Source organism: Arthrobacter sp. JZ12 (assembly GCF_035189165.1).
Taxonomy (GTDB): Bacteria; Actinomycetota; Actinomycetes; order Actinomycetales; family Micrococcaceae; genus Arthrobacter_D.
In genome coordinates this window covers 905,902-928,511 of the sequence record NZ_CP045246.1, presented here as the reverse complement: position 1 = coordinate 928,511, position 22,610 = coordinate 905,902, and the positions used below count along the sequence as shown (strand labels likewise).

Annotated in this window: 18 protein-coding genes; 8 read left to right on the top strand and 10 right to left on the bottom strand. The window is 65.7% G+C overall.

Annotated elements, in window-relative coordinates; genetic code table 11:
• Positions 1–65: 65 nt before the first annotated feature.
• Positions 66–1,859, top strand: a complete 1,794-nt coding sequence (locus GC088_RS04420) for an AMP-dependent synthetase/ligase (protein WP_323961931.1) — start codon at positions 66–68, stop codon at positions 1,857–1,859.
• A 112-nt stretch (positions 1,860–1,971) separates the two neighbouring features.
• On the opposite strand, the gene GC088_RS04415 is transcribed toward GC088_RS04420, so the two are convergent.
• A complete protein-coding gene (locus GC088_RS04415) occupies positions 1,972–3,492 on the bottom strand; it encodes a TIGR01906 family membrane protein (RefSeq protein WP_323960848.1) in 1,521 nt (506 codons plus the stop codon).
• A gap of 157 nt (positions 3,493–3,649) precedes the next feature.
• On the opposite strand from GC088_RS04415, the gene GC088_RS04410 reads away from it, so the two are divergent.
• Entirely contained in the window at positions 3,650–5,185 is a 1,536-nt protein-coding gene (locus tag GC088_RS04410; RefSeq protein ID WP_323960846.1) for an HNH endonuclease signature motif containing protein, read from the top strand.
• Positions 5,186–5,374: 189 nt separating this feature from the next.
• On the opposite strand, the gene GC088_RS04405 is transcribed toward GC088_RS04410, so the two are convergent.
• Positions 5,375–6,367 carry a stage II sporulation protein M gene (locus GC088_RS04405; RefSeq protein WP_323960844.1) on the bottom strand — a complete coding sequence of 331 codons (993 nt, stop codon included), beginning with the start codon at positions 6,365–6,367 and terminating at the stop codon, positions 5,375–5,377.
• Between the two features lie 116 nt (positions 6,368–6,483).
• Between GC088_RS04405 and GC088_RS04400 the strand changes: the two genes are divergently transcribed.
• Positions 6,484–7,287 carry an RDD family protein gene (locus tag GC088_RS04400; protein ID WP_323960842.1) on the top strand — a complete coding sequence of 268 codons (804 nt, stop codon included), beginning with the start codon at positions 6,484–6,486 and terminating at the stop codon, positions 7,285–7,287.
• On the opposite strand, the gene GC088_RS04395 is transcribed toward GC088_RS04400, so the two are convergent.
• The 4 genes from GC088_RS04395 to GC088_RS04380 all read right to left on the bottom strand — a co-directional run bounded on the left by GC088_RS04395 (position 7,284) and on the right by GC088_RS04380 (position 11,101).
• Positions 7,284–8,564 carry a L,D-transpeptidase gene (locus tag GC088_RS04395; RefSeq protein WP_323960841.1) on the bottom strand — a complete coding sequence of 427 codons (1,281 nt, stop codon included), beginning with the start codon at positions 8,562–8,564 and terminating at the stop codon, positions 7,284–7,286. The two genes, GC088_RS04400 and GC088_RS04395, sit on opposite strands and share 4 nt — an antisense overlap.
• Positions 8,565–8,698: 134 nt before the next feature.
• Entirely contained in the window at positions 8,699–10,177 is a 1,479-nt protein-coding gene (ahcY, locus tag GC088_RS04390; RefSeq protein ID WP_323960839.1) for an adenosylhomocysteinase, read from the bottom strand.
• The gene (locus tag GC088_RS04385) at positions 10,174–10,413 is read right to left on the bottom strand and encodes a Trm112 family protein (RefSeq protein ID WP_323960837.1); all 240 of its coding nucleotides are present in this window, start codon (positions 10,411–10,413) and stop codon (positions 10,174–10,176) included. Before GC088_RS04385 ends, ahcY begins: the two co-directional genes overlap by 4 nt.
• 307 nt (positions 10,414–10,720) lie before the next feature.
• Entirely contained in the window at positions 10,721–11,101 is a 381-nt protein-coding gene (locus GC088_RS04380) for a DUF3499 domain-containing protein (RefSeq protein WP_323960835.1), read from the bottom strand.
• A gap of 291 nt (positions 11,102–11,392) precedes the next feature.
• Here GC088_RS04380 and GC088_RS04375 point away from each other — a divergent pair, with 291 nt between their 5' ends.
• A complete protein-coding gene (locus tag GC088_RS04375) occupies positions 11,393–11,707 on the top strand; it encodes a metallopeptidase family protein (RefSeq protein WP_323960833.1) in 315 nt (104 codons plus the stop codon).
• A 29-nt stretch (positions 11,708–11,736) separates the two neighbouring features.
• Here GC088_RS04375 and GC088_RS04370 read toward each other — a convergent pair whose 3' ends face one another.
• The 3 genes from GC088_RS04370 to GC088_RS04360 are packed head-to-tail and all read right to left on the bottom strand — an operon-like array spanning position 11,737 to position 17,472.
• Positions 11,737–13,380, bottom strand: coding sequence for a DUF5719 family protein (locus GC088_RS04370; protein WP_323960831.1), 1,644 nt, complete (start codon positions 13,378–13,380; stop codon positions 11,737–11,739).
• Between the two features lies 1 nt (position 13,381).
• The gene (locus tag GC088_RS04365) at positions 13,382–16,924 is read right to left on the bottom strand and encodes a glycosyltransferase family 2 protein (RefSeq protein ID WP_323961928.1); all 3,543 of its coding nucleotides are present in this window, start codon (positions 16,922–16,924) and stop codon (positions 13,382–13,384) included.
• Positions 16,924–17,472: a WhiB family transcriptional regulator gene (locus GC088_RS04360; RefSeq protein WP_323960829.1), complete on the bottom strand. Its 549-nt coding sequence runs from the start codon at positions 17,470–17,472 to the stop codon at positions 16,924–16,926. The genes GC088_RS04365 and GC088_RS04360 overlap by 1 nt, the downstream gene beginning before the upstream one ends.
• 287 nt (positions 17,473–17,759) lie before the next feature.
• Here GC088_RS04360 and GC088_RS04355 point away from each other — a divergent pair, with 287 nt between their 5' ends.
• Positions 17,760–18,584, top strand: coding sequence for a TIGR03089 family protein (locus tag GC088_RS04355; protein ID WP_323960827.1), 825 nt, complete (start codon positions 17,760–17,762; stop codon positions 18,582–18,584).
• Here the strand turns inward: GC088_RS04355 and GC088_RS04350 are convergent.
• Positions 18,562–19,092 carry a GtrA family protein gene (locus GC088_RS04350; protein WP_323960825.1) on the bottom strand — a complete coding sequence of 177 codons (531 nt, stop codon included), beginning with the start codon at positions 19,090–19,092 and terminating at the stop codon, positions 18,562–18,564. The two genes, GC088_RS04355 and GC088_RS04350, sit on opposite strands and share 23 nt — an antisense overlap.
• Before the next feature lie 190 nt (positions 19,093–19,282).
• Here GC088_RS04350 and GC088_RS04345 point away from each other — a divergent pair, with 190 nt between their 5' ends.
• From GC088_RS04345 to GC088_RS04335, 3 genes are read left to right on the top strand one after another with little or no spacing between them, the layout of a single operon-like run.
• Positions 19,283–20,455: a 5-(carboxyamino)imidazole ribonucleotide synthase gene (locus tag GC088_RS04345; protein WP_323960823.1), complete on the top strand. Its 1,173-nt coding sequence runs from the start codon at positions 19,283–19,285 to the stop codon at positions 20,453–20,455.
• 35 nt (positions 20,456–20,490) lie between these two features.
• Positions 20,491–20,991 (top strand): 5-(carboxyamino)imidazole ribonucleotide mutase, encoded by a 501-nt coding sequence (gene purE, locus GC088_RS04340; RefSeq protein WP_323961927.1) that lies wholly within the window; start codon positions 20,491–20,493, stop codon positions 20,989–20,991.
• Positions 20,988–22,607: an LCP family protein gene (locus tag GC088_RS04335; RefSeq protein ID WP_323960821.1), complete on the top strand. Its 1,620-nt coding sequence runs from the start codon at positions 20,988–20,990 to the stop codon at positions 22,605–22,607. The genes purE and GC088_RS04335 overlap by 4 nt, the downstream gene beginning before the upstream one ends.
• Positions 22,608–22,610: the final 3 nt, after the last annotated feature.

Sequence of the window (22,610 nt, the reverse complement as noted above, 5' to 3'; positions counted from 1 at the left end):
TATCCGAAGCAATCAGCCGCCACCGACGCAACCAGATGCCTCCGAGGGAAAGTGAGCTCCAGCCGATGCGTGAATCCTCCACCGATCTCCTCGTCGATCTGCCCGCCGAGTCAAACGTCACCGACCTGCTGCTCGCCCAGCACCAGCGGGCTCCGCAGGCGCCGCTGTATGCGGTGAAGGAAGCGGGGTCCTGGCGGGATATCTCCGCCGAGTCGTTCCTCGACCAGGTCCGGGCACTCGCCAAGGGTCTGCTCGCCCGCGGCGTGCAGCCGGGTGACGGTGTGGCCGTCATGTCGAAGACCCGCTACGAGTGGACCCTGGCCGACCTCGCAATCTGGTTCGCCGGCGGCGTCACCGTTCCCATCTACGAAACCTCCTCGGCACACCAGGTTAGCTGGATTCTGGAGGACGCTGCCGCCGTCGTCGTTCTCGTTGAGAACGGTGAGAAGGCAGCCATAGTGCGGCAGGCACGGCCGGACGTCGAGCCGGTGCTGATGAATTACGACGACGGCGCCACCTCCTTCGCCACGCTGGTCGCCGAGGGCAAGTCCGTGACGGACGAGGCGCTGGAAGCGGCACGGAGCAGCCGGACGCTGGCGGATGTTGCGTCGCTGGTCTACACGTCGGGGACCACGGGCAGGCCCAAGGGTTGCGAGATCACGCACGGAAACTTCGCGCTGTTTGCCGTGAACACGATCGAGTTCCTGCCCGAGCTGCTGCGCGAGGAGAACGCCCGAACCATCATGTTCCTGCCGCTCGCGCACGTGCTGGCGCGGGCGGTGCAGCTGGTGTGTGTTGCCGGGGGCGTGAAGCTCGGTCACACCAGTAACGCCACGGAGCTTCTTGAGGATCTCGCGGTTTACAAGCCCAAGTTCCTGCTGGTGGTGCCGCGGATCTTCGAGAAGATCTACAGTACGGCAGCCCAGAAGGCCGAGGCCGCCGGCAAGGGCAAGCTGTTCACTGCCGCGGCGGATACCGCTGTGGCGTACTCGCAGGCGCTGGATAACGCTGCGCGCGGCGGGCGGGGACCGTCGCTTCCGCTGCGGTTGAAGCACGCGCTGTTCGACCGGGTGCTGTACCCGAAGCTCCGTGCAGTGTTCGGCGGAGAGGTGACGTATACGGTATCCGGTGCCAGCCCGCTCAGCGAGCATCTGGCACACTTCTTCCGCGGTGCAGGCGTGAACGTTCTGGAGGGGTACGGGCTGACCGAGTCCACCGCACCCTGCACGGTCAACCCGGTGGCACTTACGCGGATCGGAACCGTGGGCATTCCCATGCCGGGCAGCACCATCCGGATCGACGCGGACGGTGAAGTACAGGTGCGTGGCGTCGGTGTCTTCAAGGGTTACCACAACAATGAGGCCGCCAACGCGGAAGCCTTCACTGAGGACGGCTTCTTCCGAACGGGCGACCTCGGCAGCCTCGACGAAGACGGCTTCCTCACTATCACCGGCCGCAAGAAGGACCTGTTGGTGACCGCCGCGGGCAAAAACGTGGCACCGGGTCCGCTCGAGGAGAAGCTGCGGGAACACCCGCTCGTGGCGCACGCGCTTGTAGTTGGCGACAACCGCCCCTTCATTGCAGCGCTGGTAACGCTCGACGGCGAGGCGGTGCAGACCTGGGCACATGCACACGGACACAGCACTCCAGTGCCGCACGAGGCGCTTCGTGCCGAGGTGCAGCAAGCAGTCGACGAAGCGAACGAGATGGTGTCACGTGCAGAACAGATCCGGAAGTTCGAGATCCTCGATACCGAGTTCACCCTCGACTCGGGGCACCTGACCCCAACCCTCAAATTGAAGAAAGCTGCTGTTCTGGAGGACTACAGCGCCGACGTCGAGAAGCTGTACGCGCAGTAGCCGCGCTGGAGCCGGCGCGCGGGGTGAGGTAGCTGCTTGCGGCGGCGCGCGTGCGGTGAGATGGCCGCTTCCCGCGCCGCCGGCGTCGTCGTCCGTGCTCTGAAAAGCCCGGTCAGATGCCGCTGTTGGCGCGACGGGCGGCATAGGCACGCGCAGAGCGGTCTCGCCGCGAGCCCGTGGGCCAGGTGAAGGCGAGTGTGAGGCCGGCGACGATCAACACCAGCGCGCCGACTGCACCGGCCGCGTCAATCCAGAACTGTGCGGGGAAGAGCCTGATCAGGGTGTCGTCGAGGCGGAAAGTCCACGTGCCGTCGGCGAAGAACAGGGCGTGCACCTGGGTGAAGAACGTTTCCCAGGCAAGTATGGCAACGACGGCGAGCGCGACAGCCAGAAGCAGGGTTGCCGCGGCGCCTGCGAAGAGTGCTCTGCGGACACCTCCCGGGTAGCGGCGTGCAAGGTAGACGCAGGAGAGGATTGCGATGAGCGCCAGTACCGTCGCCACAACAAAGCCGGTGGACAGCACGAGTTTCACGTCGGCCATGTGGCCGACTTCGCTGTCGAGGAAGAGTTGGTCACCGTCGGTGTTGACGAGGTCACCGAGGTAGCGTGCGGGAGCCCAGTTGACGATGTAGTCCATGGCGTAGGAGCCGTACGTCATCCGGTCCTCGGTACTGAAACCGTAGCTGTCGGCAGGGAATCCGGGGCGGTGGTATTCAATCCAGAGGAACAGCGGGGTGGTGACGGCACGGACCGCAGCCGCGAGGAGGATGACCGGGAAGAACACGGCCACCACCACCTGTAGGATGCGGGGAAGGAGCGGCTTGGCGGCGGCGGCTTCGTCGCGCTGGCTTGCCCTGCGGGTGACGTCCTCCTCCGGCGGGCGGATGGAGAGGCTGGAGGTGTCGGGATTCGGGTCTTCGCCGAGACGGGGGCTCAAATTGTTCGTGGCGTCCTGGGGGTTGGGTGCCCCGTAAACGTGCGAGCCGCCGGCGGACTTGCCGGATGAATCCACCCGGTCGGAGGTGTTGGCTGCGGTGACGAGCTCGGCCGGGGTGGACCCTGTCGGCATCGCGACTGGGATCGTAGCGGTGCTCGCCTCGTCACGGCTTGCGGTGCTCGCGTCGTCCCGGCTTGCGCCGGCCTCATGCAGACCGGACGTCTGCTCGTCGCGGTCGAGCTGGTTCGAATCGCTTGTGGGCTCGCTGGAGTCGGTCGGAGATTGGGCGGCGTCGGCTGCTGAATCTTCAGATGCAAGGCGGTCGGGCTCGGTTGGGTTAGCCTCGACCTCCTCGCCGTCGGTCTCGCTCCGGCCGGACACCTGACCGTCGCGGCCGGGCACTAACTGGGTGGATCCGTCCTCAGACGGTGCGGCGATGAGACGCGTGTAAGGCTCGTTGCGAGTGCCGTCGTCGTCGTTGGAATCGGGCCGGTTCACACGGGAGGCACCTCCACGCGGGCGGTCCTCCGCGGAGGAGTAGGAGCTGAGATCGGGCAGCGTGCTGGCCTTCCGCATGGGGTAGCCGGTCTCACGAACCCGGGTGAAGCCGCCGACGGTCTCTTCGGACCGCATCGCCGCACGACGTTCTCCGCCGCCGGAACCGCCCTGATTCTCGTTCTCAGCTGTGTCAGCCACGACTGTCTCCTTGCATGATTTTCCTACGTACGACACTACCCGCGCCATCATCCACGAGCGCTTTCGGGCACGCCGGTTTGCGGGGGTTTGAGCGACTGGCTTGGGTGCTTGAATCGGGTGCTGCAGAAATGTCGGAGGTGGGTGATGGTGTGGGGTCATGGGTTATTCGGAGGGGTTCGCGGCTGCTGGAGGGGCTTCCGGTGCGGGTGCCTCCCGTGCGCGCTCATCCGCTGGACCCACGGACGGGTGGGCAGAAGAGCCCTCCGTCCCGCCGTCCCCGGGGCAGATTTGGGAAGGCACTGACGAGCCTGCTCCTGCCGGACCGTGGGGCGTAGTCGAGTTGCCAGTCACCAGCGACCTGGAGCACTTGAAGCAGGCGGTGGACACACTCGAACGCCTGAACCAACTGCAGTGCTGGGCTGACGCGCAAAAGGCCCGGCTGGTCGAACGGATTCGCGAACTCTTCGAGCAGAGTAACGACCGAAAGCAGGATCCCAGTGGCGCTGATTCAGACGAGGACTTTGCGGTGTTCCTGGCAGCTGAAGAGGTGGGAGCGCTGCTGCGCATTCCCATGAGAACGGCCAGGAGTCTTGTTGAGCAGTCCCGGCTTCTGGTCCAACGTCATCAGCCCACTCTGGCGAGCCTCGAGGACGGCAAGATGTCGTGGCGGCATGCAAGCACCGTTGTTGAGGAATGTGTGGGCGTTCCGGCCGATGTGCTGCCCGACTTCGAACAAGACCTCGTCAGTGCTGCTGAGTGCACCACGGTTTCGAAACTCGCTCGTCGAGCGCGGGTACGCCGGGAACTACTGCATCCTCAGGCCGCGCCTGTCCGAAAATCCCGGGCCGAGGCTGACCGTCGCGTTCAGCTCGAACCGGATCGCGACGGCATGGCTTGGCTCAGCGCCTACCTGCCCGCGGAGCAGGCCTGCGGGATCTATAACCGATTGGACGCCGCAGCGCGCTCCCTCCAGTGCCCGGACGAGGATCGCACGCTCACCCAGCTTCGTGCCGACGTCTTTGCGGATCTGCTCACGCACACCTGTACTGGAAACAACGACGACGGCACAGGCTTCCGCAGTGTCGGCGCCACGGTGCACATCACAGTTCCAGCCATGACGCTGCTGGAGCGATTACGGGGGTCTGAGGCAGGCTCGTGTCGGGAACCGGGACCGTGCGAGGGTACTAACACCGGTGTGGTGGAAGGTGCGGGTTCCGGAACCATGGCGGGTGCTGGACTTGGCGCGGCGACCAACGCGGGTGCTGGGCCAGGTGCCGGCGAAGCGAGTGTTCTCGAGGGATACGGTCCGATCGACGCTGACACCGCCGCCCGTCTTGCAGGACACGCGTCCTCCTTCATCAGGATCCTTACTCATCCTGAGTCCGGCGCTCCCCTGTCGGTTGGCAGAACGAGTTATCGGCCACCCAAACATCTGCAGGACTGGGTCCGCGCCCGCGACAGAACTTGCAGGCATCCGGGATGCAATCGCACCGCCACCGCATCGGAGATCGACCACACCGTTCCCTGGCATCAGGGCGGGCACACCGACCATGACAACCTGGCGTGCCTGTGCCGCAGACACCACGCATTGAAGACCAATGGACATTGGCGATATAGCCAGCCTGAACCGGGGACAGTCACCGCCACCTCACCCGCAGGCAAAACCTACACAACGCAGCCCCCGCCCTTCTAGAAGGAGGTGGGGCGGGCAGTCGACTTCGTCCCCGCTGCCGCAATCGAGATAGCGGAAGCGGGGACCGAGGTGCCGTTGGGATTGATCCCTGAGGGTTGCGCGTCGGCACCGAATGGGGGTCCGCAACGTCAGCGAATGGGGCGGTCCGCGAACGTTGCGCGCCGTCAGCGAATGGGGTCCGCCATCGATTCAGGCCGTGAGTACGGACGCGCCGCGGTCCTCCTCGGACAGGTCGCCACGGTAGCCGGCCTGCACTGCGCGCCGGCCGAGAACCAGGGTGTACACCCAGTAGGCGGCAAAGACGAGGAATCCAATGGTGATCCGGAGCCAGACCGGCAGCGGGCTCGGCGTGACGAAGCCTTCCACCAGACCGGACACGAACAGCACCAACACCAGCCCCAGCGCCACCGTGATCAGCGAGCGGCCCTCCTCAGCCAGCGCCTGCGGACGCGTGCGCTGACCCGGCGAAACCCATGCCCAGAAGATCCGGAGACCTGCCGCCGTCGCAATGAAAATGGCGGTGAGCTCCATGAAGCCGTGCGGCAGGATGTAGATGAAGAAGACGTCGAGCCGGTCGTAGGACGCCATCATTCCGGCAGCGATCCCCACGTTCTGTGCGTTTTGGTACAGGATTATCGGCCCCCAGATGCCGGTGACACCGAACGCGACCGCCTGCACCGCGATCCACGCGTTGTTCGTCCAGACGAGGCCAGCGAAAGACGCTGCGGGGTTTTCGGAGTAGTAGTTGACGAAGTCCTCCTCCACGTACTGCCGGATCTGCTCGTCGCTGCCCAGCGCCGCTATGACGGCAGGAGTATTGGCCACCCACGCCCCGTACAACCACCCGACGCCCACAAAGACAACCCCGATAATCACCGTGAGCCAGCGGATACGGTAAAAAGCAGCGGGCAACGAGATGACGAAGAAGCGCGCAATGTCTTCCAGCGCGTTGGACCGGGCGCCGGTGAACTTGGTACGCGCCCGCGAGAGCCGCATCGAGAGCTCATTGGACAACGCACTTTCTGGAGCGATGGACCGCATCATCGACAGGTGCGTCGAGGTTCGCTGATAAAGGGTGAGCAGCTCGTCGGCCTCATCACCACGAAGCCGCCGCTGCCGGGTCAGCGAATCGAGCCTGTTCCAGTCGTCCCTGTTGACTGCTTCGAATGCGTCCAGATCCACGGCTTCAGCTTAGCCCTGCCGGCAGATCCCGCTGCCCTACCCTGTCCGCCTGTGGAGGGAAGCCCGCACGCACGCGGGGCGGCTAAGCTGAAGCTGATCCACGGGGAGGACAATTAATGAGTTCGGTCATCACAGGCGAAGCAGTTGTTCTGGAGCTGCGCCCTGCGTCCTTCGGAGCCCGCGCGGTCAGCCTGCTGATCGATGTCATCGCCCAGGTCGTGGTGATCATCGGCATCATCGTCGCCGTCGGTCAAACGCTCGGCGGCTCCTTCGATCCCGCTCTTACCCAGGCACTGGTGATCGTCCTGTTGGTGCTGGTTCTGGTGATCATTCCGGTGACGGTCGAAACCGTTACGCGCGGCAAGTCCCTCGGCCGGCTGGTGATGGGATTGCGCATAGTGCGCGACGACGGCGGCTCCATCCGCTTCCGGCACGCCTTTATGCGCGGCATGGTTGGCGTGCTTGAGATCTACTTCCTGCTCGGATCGCTCGCCTTCCTGGTGGCTGTCTTCAACGAGCGTTCCAAGCGTCTAGGCGATCTGTTGGCAGGCACCTACTCGATGCACGAGCGAGTGGTGGTGAAGCGGCGGATCCAGGCGCAGGTGCCGCCGTCGTTGCGCGAATGGGTCAGCACAGCCGACATCGCCCAACTTCCCGACCCGCTAGCCCGCCGCATCGCCCAGTTCATTGGCCAGTCCGGACGGCTCACGCCCTCAGCGAGGGCCACCCTGGCGGTCGAGCTTGCCACGGAGGCGTCAGCCTTCGTGTTCCCAGTTCCGCCGCCCGGAACCCTGCCCGAGGATTTTCTCAACGCCGTGGTAGCACAACGTCGGGATCGCGACTACGAGCGCCTCCTCAAGCAGCGCGAGCGCACCGCCCGGACCGGCGAACAGCTACACCGCTTGCCGTTCAGCTCCTAGCTGACCTGCTGCCCGGTCCATTCCGACCACGGCACGTTCCAGTCGCCGAAGCCGTCCCACACCTGTACCGGACCGGTATCGGTGTTGCGGATTTCGAGCATGTCGCCGGGCCCGAAGACGTCGTAGAAGTACTTGGCGCCCTCCGGGCTCATCCCCACACACCCGTGGGACACGTTGGAGACGCCCAGAACCGACTGCGCTGCCGGCAGCGCCTCGTGGACAAACGCACCGCCGTTGGAGATACGGCTCGCCCAGTTCACGTCCGTAGCCTCGTAATAGGCCGGATCCCCGCGCTCCAAACCGATGGATTCGGCACTGAAGCGGGTCCGTTCGTACTGCTCCATCACCGTGTACTTGCCGTAGAAGGACGGCCATTCTTCGGTCCCCAGCGTCACGGGGAAGGTGCGCTCAAGCTTGCCGTCGATGAAGACCTGCATCTCCTTGGTGGCGTTGTCTACCACGGCCAACCGGTTGTTGTGCGTCTTGAATGACCAGGTGTCGTTGAAGTTACCGATCATCCCGTTACCGAACTCCACCCCGAACAGCTTCACATCCACCGTAATGGTGCTGTGCGGCGCCCAGTATTCCTCCGCGCGGTAGCGGACCTTGGTGTCGTTCAGCCAGTAGAAGTCGCCCTTCTGGCCGGAGGAACTGGTGATCGTGATGGCCTTCTCAACCTCGGCCTTGTTGGTCACGGGCTCGCTGAACGTGAGCTCGACGGCCTGTCCTGTGCCCACCGTCGACCCGTCCGCCGGATACATCCACGCGTTGGCCTCGTTGGCGGGCTGCACCGTGGTGAAGGTCTGAGCACGGCGGTGCTCGGTGCCGGATGCGTCGACCAGCACGAACTCGAACTCGTACTCGGTGGCGAAGCTCAAGGGAGCGTCCGCCTTCCAGGAGGTACCGTCGTCGGACAGTGTGCCTTCAACCGGCACTCCCCCGCCCACCGGAGCCAGACGGACGTCCTCGATGCTGGAGTGCTCGGCCTTGATTTCGACGACGGTGGCCGGGTTCACCGCGGTCGCTCCATCAGTAGGCGTGACGCCGAAGGTCGGCTTCTCTGCGGCCTCATCGGCTGCGGAAGCAGTAGCGGACGACGACGGCGCAGTCGCCTCAGCCGCAGGCGTGGCGTCAGGGTCAGATCCGAAGTTTGCCCAACTCGGCGCGGTGAGCGCGCCGACCGCGCCACCGCCGGCAACGAGCACACCCGCGGTTACGAGAGCGGCCACCTTCCAGCCGCGCCGCCGCGGCTGGTCCCCCTGGCTGAAATTCGACATGCCCTACCTTGCCTGCTAGTTGCTGTCCACTTGAATTTTACGACCGGCATTGAGCCGGCGACCGCCGGACACCCGGAACTACACGCAATTGAGATGCCGCCGGGGAGGCCCACCCCTCCCCGGCGCACTGTGCGTCAGTAGCGGTAGTGATCCGACTTGTATGGACCGGCGACGTCGATGTCCAGGTACTCTGCCTGGCTCTTCGACAGCTCCGTCAGCTCCACACCGAGGGCGTCGAGGTGCAGCCGGGCAACCTTCTCATCGAGAATCTTGGGCAGGACGTACACCTGGTTGTCGTACTCGGGCGAGCCGTCCTCGGCGCTGAGCCCGTGCTTGGTGAAGAGTTCGATCTGCGCGATGGTCTGGTTGGCGAACGAGTTGCTCATCACGAACGAGGGATGGCCGGTCGCGTTTCCGAGATTCAGCAGACGGCCCTCGGACAGCATGATGATGCTGCGCTGGCGGTCGGTGCCCTTGTCGAAGACCCACTCGTGCACCTGCGGCTTGATCTCGATCTTGGTGATGCCCGGGACGCGAGCGAGTCCGGCAATGTCGATCTCGTTGTCGAAGTGCCCGATGTTGCCAACGATCGCCTGGTGCTTCATGGCCGCCATGTGGTGCGCCATGATGACGTCCTTGTTGCCGGTGGTGGTGATGAAAATGTCACCTTGGGCCAGGACTGTCTCGAGGCGGGCAACCTGGTAGCCGTCCATGGCAGCCTGCAGCGCGCAAATCGGATCAATCTCGGTGACGATCACGCGAGCACCCTGACCGCGAAGGGCCTCAGCGGCACCCTTGCCGACATCGCCATATCCGCAGACGACGGCGACCTTACCGCCGATGAGCACATCGGTGGCGCGGTTCAGGCCGTCCGGGAGCGAGTGGCGGATGCCGTACTTGTTGTCGAACTTGGACTTGGTGACCGAGTCGTTAACGTTGATGGCCGGGAAGAGCAGCTTGCCCTGCGAAGCCAACTGGTACAGCCGAAGCACGCCCGTGGTGGTCTCCTCGGTGACGCCCTTGATCGACTGGGCGATGCGCGTCCACCGCTGCGGGTCCTCGGCGAGCGAGGAGCGCAGGACGTCGAGGATGACGGTGTACTCATGCGAGTAGTCGACGTCGCCCTCGGCGGGAGCGGCGGGAACAGCACCGGCTGCCTCGAACTCAGCCCCCTTGTGCACCAAAAGGGTGGCGTCGCCGCCGTCGTCAAGAATCATGTTCGGCTCGCCATCAGGCCACTGCAGGATCTGCGTGGTGGCCCACCAGTACTCCTCGAGCGTCTCGTTCTTCCAGGCGAAGACCGGGACGCCGGCAGGCTCGTCGACCGTTCCGGTTCCGACGACGATCGCCGCAGCCGCCTCATCCTGGGTAGAGAAGATATTGCAGGAGGCCCAGCGGACCTCAGCGCCAAGAGCGGTAAGGGTTTCGATCAGCACGGCGGTCTGGACCGTCATGTGCAGGGAACCGGCGATCCGTGCGCCCTTCAGCGGCTGGCTCTCACCAAACTCGCGGCGCAGCGCCATCAGGCCGGGCATCTCATGCTCGGCCAGGCGGATCTGGTGGCGTCCGGCCTCGGCGAGGGAGAGGTCGGCTACTTTGAAATCGAACGTCATTTTCCGGTGGGTTCCTCTGAAGAAGGGGCTGGGCTGGTGGGGGCAGCGGAGGGGTTGGCCGCGGCCCGAAGTTCTGGAGGGAGCAACACCGGAATCGATTCCTCGATCGGGTACTCGATGGGAATGCCGTCGGCACCAGGTGCCGCGGACCGAAGTACGTTGCCGTCCTGCACCAGCGCAGATCCCGTCACAGGGCACCGAAGGACAGCCAGCAGATCAGGGGCAAGGTTTGGCAACGGATGCAGCCTTTCGAGGATTTCGGGTGCAGTAGCGCCGCGGCGCTCCGCACGCAGTGCGGCGACACAGGCAACATCACAAGGGTAGCGCGGAGCGCATCGGCTCCAACAATCTGTGCTTCTCGCAAGCAGCTGCCGCGGCTAGCAGTCGAACTAGCGGCGGCTTGCGATCCAACCAGCGTCGGGCCTAGCGCTCCAACCAGCGTCGGGCCTAGCGCTCCAACCAGCGTCGGGCCTAGCGCTCCAACCAGCGTCGGGCCTAGCGCTCCAACCAGCGTCGGGCCTAGCGCTCCAACCAGCGCCGGGCCTAGCGCTCGCGCAGTACCCTCAGGTGGCCGCGCCGGGCACCCTGCTCCCCTGGCGGAGGCGTGAGCGGCGTCTTGGAACCGGGCGGTGCAGGTTCCGGTGCTGTACGGTCTACCGCGGCTTCGCGTACGGCGTTCGCTAGCGCGAGAAGGTCGTCGGGGTTCGGCTCCGGCGGTCCTGACGGAAGTGCCAGCCGGAGCACCTCCCATCCCCGTGGGACCGTGAGCTTCTCCGCGTGGAGCGCACACAGGTCATAGGAGTGAGGCTCCGCGTAGGTAGCCAGAGGACCGAGAACTGCAGTGGAATCGGCGTACACGTAGGTAAGCGTTGCAACAGCAGCACGCTGGCACGCTGAACGTGAACATTGCCGGATCGATCCCACGACTGAACAGCCTACCGCGTTCGCGGTACCTAAGCGGAAACCAACGCGCAGCCATGCGTAAACAGCTACGCGCGCCATGATGCAGCCCCACCCCGATCGGACTAGAGTTTTTACATGCGGGATAGCGCTCCACTTTCCATTCGACTCTCCGTCCCGGATGGTCCGATCGGCCGGGAGTCTCGGTTCGCCACGCGACGTCGCAACCGCCATGGACGGGGGCTGCGTGGCGAACTGATCCCGTCCCACCTTCCCGGTTCGCGCACCCGATCGGAACGGTTTGAGGACTGGGTGATGGAATCCGCGCAGCGCCTTGAGCGGTTGTGGGGCGACCGGATCCAGGACGTTCAGATCATCGTCCAGGAGATCCCCACTGGTCTGGAGCAGATGTCGAGGGATGCTCTGCGCGGCCTGCTCGGCGCGTGCGAACCTGCCGTGCCCGGACGTCCCGCAACCATCACCGTGTACCGCCTGCCGATCGAGATGGCGGCCAAGGGATACGTTCCCGCAAATGAACTGGTGCACGACGTCGTCGTCGAACAGATGGCCGAACTGCTCGGGATGACACCGGAAGCAGTGGACCCCGCCTACGGCCGCTCCCGCGCCTGAGCACGCAAGCCAGAAAACCGGGTACTCGCTCAGTACCCGAGATTCACCGGCACGGTCTGCTGTCCCGCGCCTCCCGGCGGGATGGGCGCCACGGAAATTCCCGGGCCGCCGCTCAGCGTGGCCAGCTGCGATCCGTAGACCGGATCACCCGACACACCGATCAATGCTGCAGCGGTTCCTTTGCCGAGATCCGCGGCGGGTACGGTCACAGTGGTGCCGCCAGCGACGTCGTACACCCGCTCCTCACCCAGCACACCGTCAGCGTTCACGGGAGTGAGGCGAACCTCCGCCCGTCCGGTCGGGGCGCTGAATACGAACGCGGCGCCCGCTCCCGATGGGAGCACAGACACGTGCTGGCTTCCGAGGCGCGCAGCGGAGGCAATGTGCGCAAAATCGAGCGGCTCCTCCGGTTCGCTCCCCCGAGCCGCACGCGCGGAAGCCGAGACCAGGACGTCTGAACTCACGACGGCGGAATAATTGCCTTCCGGGAGCGAGTCCAACGGAATCGCGGTCACCGCCCCCGCAGCAGCAGTGACGACTCCCCCACCGGGCAGTTCCACTTCACCGTTCGGCCCGAATACCCGCACGTCGAGCACGGCGTCGGTTCCACCGGGCACAGCCACCTGTAGGGACGGCGCAGCACCGGCATAGCCCTCCTGCGACACAAGTTCTTCCATGACATCCGGATCCTGGATCGGGATACCGGGAACAACCTGGGTGGAAGCGCTGGGAGCGGAGGCCTGGATCAGTTCCACGCCGCCTGGGGTCAGCCCGCGCAGCACGCTCTGCTGAATGAATCCGCTGACCCGGCCGCCGTCGCTGCGGACCCGGATCGCCACGTTCTCTTCATTGGCAGCGAGGGCCGCAACAACAACCGGCTTCGACGCGCCCGGTGCAATCAGGATGTCCCGCCCGGCCGGCGCTTCGATAGCACCCTTCGCCCCGTACAGATCGAGGTTAACGGTGGCGGGCGATTCCGTGGGATTGTGCAGGTTCAGGACTGCCGCAGCGCCCACCGTGGTGACCGCTCCAACCAACCAGAAATCGTTGGACGGCACCTGACACCCTGCGACCGCCAGGCCTGCCAGGTCACCGTCGGTCGCAGTGTAGGAGAAAGCGGCTCCCGCGGTTGCACGCTGATCGCCGACAGCCTGGGCACCCAGAACACTCGCGGCATCGACCGTCTGGTCGGCTGAAACCGCCGCAACCCGGTTGGTGAGGCCCTCCTCGTTACTGACCTGCGGACCCGCTTGCTCCGATTCCGGCACTGCGTCGGCCAGCACGGCCAGCGGATCCCCTCCGGCCAGCGGCACCAAAGCTGATCCGGGAACCACACCGCCGAGGTCGCTGAGCACCATGGCGCTCACCCGGTTGGCTGCTGTCCGGGAGACCGGACTGAATTCCGGGTCGCCTCCGTCGATCGTTCCCTCAAGCAGTCGCAGCGGCTCTGGACAGACAGCGGAATATTCTCCCGCCGGCACCGCTGCCGCAGGTACCGGAAAGGACTCGGTCGCGCCGTCGACATTCTGCACGATGCTGGCCCCAGCCAGCGCCCCGGTAGCCGAAACAAGCACGACGCCGGTTGCCAGCCCCGTAGCACTGCGCACCCAGGCGCGGCGCCCCTTTTCGGGCATCTCGCCAGTTGGCGTGGGTTGCTTTTTCGTGGCGCTCATGTCAGCCATCTGCCCTTCCGCCGGTCAGCACCGGTTCGCGGCCGTCGGTGTCGGGGCCGTCGGTGTCGGGGCCGGCTGTGGCGGCGCGGTTCTCAGCAGCGCCGGTCCCAACTGGTTCAGCCGTGGACACGGCTGCGGTTTCGCCTGTAATTGCTGCCCTGCGGCCGGTCGAGACCGGCTCGCTGACCTGCCTGTCCCGCCCCTGCGGGATATGCACAAAGCGTGGTCGTGCAGGGATCGGGACCGCCAGCAGTACCGTCAGCCCGAACACGATCGCCTGACCGATTCCCGACCAGGGCTCCCACGGCGTGACGTAGTGGACCTGGAGCGAGCCACCCGTTGCCGGCAGTGCAAAGGCTTGATTCCACCCCGACGACGCCGGCTCCAACCGCTCACCGTTAAGGGTCGCTTCCCAGCCCGGCGCGGACTGCTCGGCCAGGACCAGCATCCGGCCTTCGGGTCCCTCGGGCACCTGCGTAGCTGCTGTTGTGGAATCCGATTCCAGCACGCTGAGCGTAGCTCCGGCCTCGTCGACAACGCGCAACCGTCCCAGTTGGGCAGCGGCTGCACCCTCGCCTGCAGGCGCTTCGCTCGACGATGGGATGTCCACCCGCCACAGCCATCCGGCTTCAGTGCTGCCCACCGACACCAGGCCGGGAACGGAGTCGACCTGCCCGGCAAGAACTTCTGCCGCGGAATCGGACTGCTGCAGTACCACGAACCCCACACCAAGCCGCTGCAGTTCCGCCCGCGGATCTACCCCGGTGCCGGCCACCAGCGTGGCTACCGTGCGGCGGAGGTCGGCGGTGGCGTCGTCGTCCTCGCGGAGCTGCGCTTCCAGGAGCGGACCGTGAAGCTGCTGGGCGGAAGCTATCTGGGACAGGGAATCGAGCGTGGTTCCAGTGCCGCGCATTAGGGCGGCTCCGACGTTGCTGTCGCCGTCGATGTTTATCACCAGCGTTGTGCTGCGCTGGGCGCTGGCACCACGGTCGGCCGCCGTGGCCGGCAGTGCGCGCTCCGCGGTCGGAAATATCTGCAGCGCCGTGCCGAAGTCGGTGGCCTCAGCGGCAGGATCCGGTGTGCGGACCTGCGGGACCAGCCACAGCACCAGGCTGGTCACCGGACCCAGGGCAAGCACGACGGCGACAGCGGTCACCAGTACGCGCGAGCTGCTCTGGACCCGGCCGGACGACGTGCGGCGGCTGCTAAGCCGCTGCAGAAATGCTTCGCCGCCAAGCAGCGCCGCGGCCAACACCACGAAGGACAGAACCGAGACCCACGGGCCGGTGAACGGTGTGATGATGCTCGAGGAGCCCACCGCCGTGGCCACGAAGGAAGTCCCTACGCTGCCCACAAGGGCCAGCACGGCAAGCGCCCACAGCACGCGCGCCGCAGGCCTGCCCTTACCTGGCAGGAACAGCGCAGCGGCAGCGAGGAGCAGTACCGGAAGTCCGATCACCAGTGACGCGACCAGCGGCCAGGCACCGGCCGAAAGCTCAGGGAATGCGGCCAACTGCCCGAAAGCGGGGAAGGACACCGGATACCCAAGCAGCTGCTGCCACAGCGGCGCGCCGTCGAAGGGTGTAGGAACACCGGGATCACCGAAAATTGCACGCGGCCGGTCCAGCGTCGATACGGCGAACGGAACGAAAAGCGCCAGCGAAGGCAGCAGAGCCCACCACAGCGTCTTCGCCCGACGACGAGCCACGAGGCTGATCACGACCACGGCCAGGACAAAGAATGCCAGGAGCGACGGTGTGCCGGCTACGACGACGGCGAGCAACAACCCGGCGGCCGCGGCTGCCGTCCAGCTCGGGACGCCGTTGATTCCCGGCTTCAGCAGCAGCTGCAGGCTGCGCTGGCGGTTCCGGGCATCTGCAGGGTCATCAGCCTGCGCTCCGGATGTCTGGGCGCCGGCACGTCCCGGAGCCCGGCCCACTGCGCGCACAACAGCGAGCGCAACCAACGGCAGCAGGAGGTGAACCAGCAGGGCGCCCAGACGGCCATTGCCGGTGGCCACCTGCAGGACCGGCAGCGATCCCCAGAAGAGAGCCGCCCACAGCCGTAGTCCGCGTCCGCGCACCAGCGCTCCCGCACCGAACCAGGCGCTGAGACCCGCCAGCGGCGTGGCGCAGACCATCAAAATCACGACGGCGGCGTTGCCGTTGCCGAATCCGAGGACCGAGAGCAGCCACAGCACGTATGCAAAAGGGTCACCGTGACCGGCAATCCCGGCGCCGAGGTCGATCCACCAGCGTGAGCCGTTCGCCCAGATCTCGCCGGGGTCGACGGAGAGCGGAAGCAGGCCTCCACCGCCGAGAGCCGGGGCGCCGATCAGCTTCCGCAGCCCGACGAGTGCGACGCCGAGCAGCAGCAGTGCGGCGACAATCGCACCCCAGCCGGCCCAGAGACGGGACGGCCCCTCGAGCGCGGCGAAGTCGTCATGGGCATCGCCGGACGGAACTTCGGCGGACGTGCTCTGTGCATAGGACTCGTCCTCCACACCGCGGGCGGAAAAAGCTTCAACCACTGATTTCCGGTGGGACCACACCTCGCGGCGCTCGGTACGCAGAGCGTGGACCACCGAGCGCGGACGGCGCCTGCTTTTTGCGGCGGAACGGCGGGAACGATACAGGTCAAAGGGCTTCAGGACGGCGGCGATGCTGGATGCGAGCTGGCCCAGTCCGTAGCCGGGATCCTTGGCCAGCAGCCCCAGGATCAGGCGGGCAAGGCCGCCGAGCACTGCTCCGACTGCAAGGAAAGGGACCGCCCACAGGGGTGAATGCTTCAGCCGAAGGTAAACCTCGCTACGCCGTGCTGCACGGGTTGTGGCCGTATGGCTCTGTCGGGAACTGGCGTGGCGCATGATCGCGGAGGGAACCACAACAACCCGGTGTCCGGCCAGGCGGTTCCGCCAGCAAAAGTCGACGTCGTCGCCCGTACCCGGAAGCGCCGGATCGAAGCCGCCGAGTTCATCCCAGACATCTCGGCGGATGAGCATGCCGGCTGAGTTGACCGCAAAAATGTCGCTGCGGTCGTCGTACTGGCCCTGATCCAGTTCGTCTACGTCGATAAGGGTGAGCCGCTCGGCCCACCTGCTGATCGAGAGTCCAACGTCCACCAGCTTCCGCCGGTGAACCCACTCCACTTGCTTGGCGCCTGCGACCGTTACCGATGGTGCAAGCTCAACGGCCCGCAGCAACTCTTCCAGTGCAGTGGGTTCGGGAGCTGAATCGTCGTGGAGCAGCCAGATCCATTGAGACTGGGAGGACTCGGAGTCTGCCCGCCGCCCGGGGGGAATCTCTGCCAGGCCCGTGCGGACAGCTGCACCAAACCCGGCGCGGGAGGATGCGCCGACTACGGGCGAACCCACCGGAAGCTGAAGTTGCAGAATTGACGCCGATTCATCTGTTGAACCGGCGTCTACTCCTACATGAAAATCTGCGGGTCTGGTCTGTTGCCCCAGCGCCTGAAGCGTTTGGGGAAGATGCTCAGCGCCGTTGTGGGCGACGACAACAGCTGTGACCCTTTGCTGCGGATGAATCAGACCGCTCGCTTTCGTAGCCGGCGGCGCTCACGCTCAGAGAGCCCTCCCCAGATCCCGAACCGCTCGTCGTTGGCAAGCGCGTACTCCAGGCACTGTGCCTTCACGTTGCACGCGCCGCACACCTTCTTGGCGTCACGCGTGGAACCGCCCTTCTCGGGGAAGAATGCCTCCGGGTCCGTCTGGGCGCACAGTGCATCCGACTGCCAGCCCAGCTCACCCTCGTCCTCGAAACCTGCGCCGATGCCGGGCAGCCCAATCCAGACGGCCTGTTCAACACGCTCGACGGCGCCCTGGCGGCGGGGCGCAACGGCGGGCTCCGCATCCAGGAAGTTTTCGACGTCGGAACCCTCACTGAGCGCCTCATGCGCGGCAAGGAAGGCGGTAGCCTCATCTTCCAGGGCCTCGGTCTGCTGACGGTAACGCTCCGCAGCACCCGGGTCGGCCGGGTCCACATACCAATCCTGCGGGACCCCTCGTGATCCATAACGCGCAGACGCCTGGGCCGCAATGGATGTGCGGTCCTGAATGTGCTCTGCCTGCCCCATCTCAGCCTCCCGGTGTTGCAGCTTCGGCCGAAACCAAGGCGGGAAAGGCACCGTCAGCAAGTCGCTGAAGCCCCGTATTCACCCGCCTGCCGAAGCAAATCCGATGTCCTAATTACACGTGTGTAATACGGGTGGAGTCAAGCGGCGGAGGTGATCTTATAGAGTTGCAATCCCGGATCGCGGGCACGCCACGCGGAGTAAATCTTACGATTCTGCAACCAAACCCGCAGGCCGCAGCCCTGATGAGCATGAAACCAGACGAAAGCACGAGCGAAAGGCAGCACCCGATGACGTCATCGCAAAGCGTCGAAGAATTGCTGGAATCCTTCCGGCAGGCCTCCGGGAGCCCCCGACTGATCTGGTACGGCCCCAACCACGAACGGGTCGAGCTGTCCGGCCGGGTGCTGGAAAACTGGGTCGCCAAGACCTCCAACCTGCTCGTCGAGGAACTAGACGGCACAGCTGACACCGTGGTCCACCTCGACATGCCGCCTCATTGGAAATCACTGGTGTGGGCATTGGCTTGCTGGCAGGTCGGAGCGCTGACGCGGGTGCCGGATGATGTGGACACCGCGACGTCGGGGTCCGGTGCGGAACCTGCGGCGGGAATCGGCGCTGAGACCCGGAGCCGGGCCGACATCGTGGTCAGTATGGACGCAGCTGACACGGCTTCCCCGGCCCAGGCGGCTTCAGCGCTGGGCAACCCGCTGCAGGTCCTCGTGGCCCCCGGCGCGCTCGACATGCGCTGGCCCGGACCTCTGCCGGATGGTGCGGTGGACTATGCGGCGCTTGTGCGCTCGTACGGTGATGTCTATCTGGACCCGGTCGCCGATGGGGCTGCTCCGCTGATGGCAGCCGGAGGCCGTAACCACACCTTCCAGGAGCTGGCTGCTACCCCGCTCGACGCCGACCCGGCCGGAACCGACGCCCGGAAGGAACCACCACTGCCGGGAGTTTGGCTTGTTCCTGCTGGATTGCCGCTTCGAACAGTGCTCAGCGCTGCAGTGCGGATCTGGGCAGGCGGGAGCGCCGTCGTCCTTGTCCACCCCGACGTAGAAATCACCGAACGGCTGGTGGACGGCGAGCGCGTTACTGCTCGCTTGGCTCCCTGACCTGCTCGGGCGGTGCGGTGTGCGGGTGGATGATCTCGTGGTCGTGGGCGAACTCCGGCTCCTGGTCCAGCTCCTCGTTGAAGACCCAGAAGCGGTAGGCAACGAAGCGGACCGCCGTTGCAACAACCGTGCCGAGGACGCCGGCCACGAACAGCCCGGTGCGGTCCGAGATATCCATTGGGTACTTGGCGAGCCATACGAATCCGGCCGCGATACCGAGACCGATGGCATTGATGAACAGGAACATCACCAGCTCCCGGACGACGTTCGCCCGGCGGCGGTGACGGAAGGTCCAGTAGCGGTTCGCAATCCAGGCGAAGACTGTCGAAATGGCCGCCGAGACCACCTGCGCCTTGACCTCGCTGTCAGCCATGGGACCGTGGATCAGAATCCAGAACAGACCTTTGTCTATGACAAAGGCCACACCGCCTACGGCTCCGAACTTCGCTAGTTCCCGCCAAAACAGGGAAGCGAGGGCCCGGACCCGGTCAGCAAGTTCGGTGATCATGACCCTCCGGTCGGTAGGAAGCATTCGTTGGAAGCAATCAGTAGAAAGCGATGCCGCACGCCGGCGGGAAGCATCCGGGTAAGCACTGGGGAGCCAGTTTACCGATCCGGTTTGGGACTTTCCTAGGAAGGTGCGGTTGCGAACAGGTCACAGGACAAGGGGCACCATCCGCACTAGGTACCCTGAAGGGGTGACTTTTCCCGTAATTGGTGTAGTGGGCGGCGGCCAGCTTGCCCGGATGATGGCTCCGCCCGCCGTCGAACTTGGCCTGGAACTTCGTGTGTTGGCGGAGGGCCCGGACGTGTCGGCGGTTGCCGCCGTCGCCAACGCCGCTGTTGGTGACTACAAGAACCTGGAAGACCTCAAGGCTTTCGCCAAGGACGTCGACGTCCTGACCTTCGACCACGAACATGTGCCCGAGGAACACCTCCGTGCCCTCGAAAGCGCCGGCGTCAACGTTCAGCCGCGCCCGGATGCCCTACGGCATGCCCAGGACAAGCTGGTGATGCGCGCCGCGATCGACCGCCTCGGGCTTCCCAACCCGCGGTGGAGTGCTGTTTCCTCCCTCGGGGAGCTACGTGCGTTCGGCGATCAGGTGGGATGGCCGGTCGTGCTCAAGACCCCCCGCGGCGGCTACGACGGCAAGGGCGTACGCGTCATTGATACGCCAGAAGAAGCGCAGGAGGCGTCCGACTGGTTCACCGGTGCCCCGCTCCTGGTGGAGGAGAAGGTGCCGTTCAGCCGGGAACTCTCCGCACTCGTCGCACGCTCGCCCCACGGCGAGGCCCGCGCGTGGCCCGTTGTCCACTCAATCCAGGTCAACGGCGTGTGTGACGAGGTGATCGCACCGGCTCAGGAACTGCCTGTACCACTCGCCCGGGCCGCCGCGGAAGCTGCGCTGCGCATCGCCGAGGAACTCGGGGTCACGGGCGTGATGGCCGTTGAAATGTTCGAGGTGCCCGGCAGCGAAGCCGGCTTCCTTATCAATGAGCTCGCCATGCGTCCGCACAACTCGGGCCACTGGACCATGGACGGCGCCGTTACCGGCCAGTTTGAGCAGCACCTCCGCGCGGTGCTGGGCCTGCCGCTCGGCGACCCTTCACTGGCTTCCGGCGTGGTGGTCATGAAGAACATCCTCGGCGGCGACAACCCCGAGCTGTATAGTGCCTATCCGACGGCGTTGCAGGCAGAGCCCGCCGCCAAGATCCACACCTACGGCAAGAGCGTGCGGCCGGGCCGAAAGATCGGCCACGTCAACGCCATCGCCTTGCCCGGTGACACAACGGCACAGGTCAGGGAGCGCGCAGAGCGTGCTGCGGCTATCCTCCGGGACGGTCGCGATCCCCGGAAGGAAACATTGTGAACAATCCCGCACCCGCGGCGCTGGTGGGCCTGGTCATGGGCTCCGACTCGGACTGGCCCGTCATGGAAGCCGCCGCGGGCGCGCTGGACGAATTCGGCATCCCCTACGAGGCCGACGTCGTCTCCGCCCACCGCATGCCGGAGGACATGGTGGCCTACGGACGAAACGCGGCAGACCGCGGTCTCAAGGTCATCATCGCCGGCGCAGGCGGAGCAGCGCATCTTCCCGGGATGCTTGCCTCCCTCACCACACTTCCGGTGATCGGTGTCCCGGTTCCGCTCAAGCACCTGGACGGCATGGATTCCCTGCTGTCCATCGTGCAGATGCCCGCCGGCATTCCGGTGGCCACCGTGTCCGTCGGCGGAGCGCGCAACGCGGGGCTGCTCGCGGTCCGGATCCTGGCCTCGGGCGACGGCGAGCGGGCCCAGGAACTGTCCGGCCGCCTTGCCGAGTTCGCCAAGGACCTGCGGCAGACGGCACTGGACAAGGGCGCCAAGCTCCGGGCCCGTGCCGGCAACCGCGACGGCGGCGCATGAGTCGGGCGGTCCACCCGGGAAGGCCGTCGGCGCAGACCATCCTCACGGACCCGGTCCGCTATCCGGAATCGGCGCCTTCCCCCGTCCGCACCAAAAGGGCATTCCTGCTCCTGGTGCTGACCCTGCTCCTGCCCGGAGCCGCCCAAATCGTTGCCGGTGACCGGCGGCTTGGTCGCCGTGCCCTGCGCATCACCTTCACCGTCTGGCTCCTGGTGATCGCCGCCGTCGTTACAGCGGTCGTCAACCGGCAACTGTTGGTGAGCCTGCTCACCAACGAATGGTTCTCGCTCCTGCTGATCGCAGTGCTGCTGGCACTCGCGGTCGCGTGGGCCCTGCTCTTTATCAACACCCTCCGCATCATCCGTCCGCCGCTGCTGGACCGCGGCATGCGTCCGACCGTCGCGGCAGCGCTCGCCGTACTGATGCTCGTAACCAGCGGCGGCCTGGGATACGCCGCATACCTGCTGAACGTCGGCCGGAACACCTTCGGCACCATCTTCCAGGCCGGCCCCGCCTTCGACCCGGTGGACGGCCGCTACAACTTCCTCCTCATGGGGGGCGATGCCGGCGAGGACCGTACCGGCCGCCGTCCCGACAGCATCTCGGTGGTCAGCGTCGACGCCGAAACCGGCGCCACCGTCACCTTCAGCATTCCGCGTGACTTCCAGAACGCGCCGTTCTCCGAGAACTCCCCGCTGTGGCAGGTTTGGCCCGACGGCTACAACTGCGGCAACGACTGCATCATCAACAGCCTCTACCCCGTGGTCAGCCAGGACTACCCGGACCTCTACCCCGACGCCCAGGACCCGGGCGCCGAGGCAATGATGGACGCGGCGAGCGGCATCCTCGGCATCGAAGTGCAGGCTTACATCCTGGTGGACATGGCCGGCTTTGAGAAGCTCATCGACGCGATGGGCGGAATCACGATCAACGCCGGCGGCTGGGTCCCCGTCACCTCACAGGAAATCCCGGGCACCGACCCGAAGCGGTACTACCCGCCGTCGGAATGGATTGCCCCGGGCGTGCAGAAGCTCGACGGATACCACGCCCTCTGGTACGCCCGATCCCGCGAGTACGCCACCGACTATTCGAGGATCCGGCGCCAGCAGTGCGTCCAGGCCGCCATGATCGCCCAGCTCGATCCGCCCACGGTGCTCACCCGTTTCCAGGAGATCGCCGCCGCCGGCACGCAAATTGTCGAGACCTCCATCCCCCGCGACCAGCTGGGCAGCTTCGTGGACCTCGCCATCAAGGCGAAGAACAACGACGTCGGCCGCCTCACCATCGGCGCGCCTGACTTCGGCGAGCCCGGCGACCTGTTCTCCACCTACCCTGACTTCGAGCTCATTCACCAGCGTGTCCAGGAGAAGCTGGCCGAAGCCTCGCCCGAGGATCCGGAAGCGTCCGGGGTACTTCCGGTCGAGCGGGCCGGACTGGTTGAAGCCGTACCCGCACAGCTTCCTGCTGAGGTACCCGCACAGCTTCCTGCCCAGCTTCCCTCACAGACGGGTACCGACGGAATCACCGAGGAGTACCTGCACCAGCTCGCGGTGAACCAGGACTGGACCACTCTCGAAAGCCTGTTGGCCGACAACGGGGAATGCTCCCCCGCCTGACGA

Coding starts and splice junctions, on each gene's coding strand:
- GC088_RS04375 (WP_323960833.1), top strand. CDS start 11,393: ATGGAATCCGCGCAGCGCCTTGAGCGGTTGTGGGGCGACCGGATCCAG.
- GC088_RS04400 (WP_323960842.1), top strand. CDS start 6,484: ATGAGTTCGGTCATCACAGGCGAAGCAGTTGTTCTGGAGCTGCGCCCT.
- GC088_RS04360 (WP_323960829.1), bottom strand. CDS start 17,472: ATGGGGCAGGCAGAGCACATTCAGGACCGCACATCCATTGCGGCCCAG.
- GC088_RS04410 (WP_323960846.1), top strand. CDS start 3,650: ATGGGTTATTCGGAGGGGTTCGCGGCTGCTGGAGGGGCTTCCGGTGCG.
- GC088_RS04370 (WP_323960831.1), bottom strand. CDS start 13,380: ATGAGCGCCACGAAAAAGCAACCCACGCCAACTGGCGAGATGCCCGAA.
- purE (WP_323961927.1), top strand. CDS start 20,491: ATGGGCTCCGACTCGGACTGGCCCGTCATGGAAGCCGCCGCGGGCGCG.
- GC088_RS04335 (WP_323960821.1), top strand. CDS start 20,988: ATGAGTCGGGCGGTCCACCCGGGAAGGCCGTCGGCGCAGACCATCCTC.
- GC088_RS04395 (WP_323960841.1), bottom strand. CDS start 8,564: ATGTCGAATTTCAGCCAGGGGGACCAGCCGCGGCGGCGCGGCTGGAAG.
- GC088_RS04355 (WP_323960827.1), top strand. CDS start 17,760: ATGACGTCATCGCAAAGCGTCGAAGAATTGCTGGAATCCTTCCGGCAG.
- ahcY (WP_323960839.1), bottom strand. CDS start 10,177: ATGACGTTCGATTTCAAAGTAGCCGACCTCTCCCTCGCCGAGGCCGGA.
- GC088_RS04420 (WP_323961931.1), top strand. CDS start 66: ATGCGTGAATCCTCCACCGATCTCCTCGTCGATCTGCCCGCCGAGTCA.
- GC088_RS04350 (WP_323960825.1), bottom strand. CDS start 19,092: ATGATCACCGAACTTGCTGACCGGGTCCGGGCCCTCGCTTCCCTGTTT.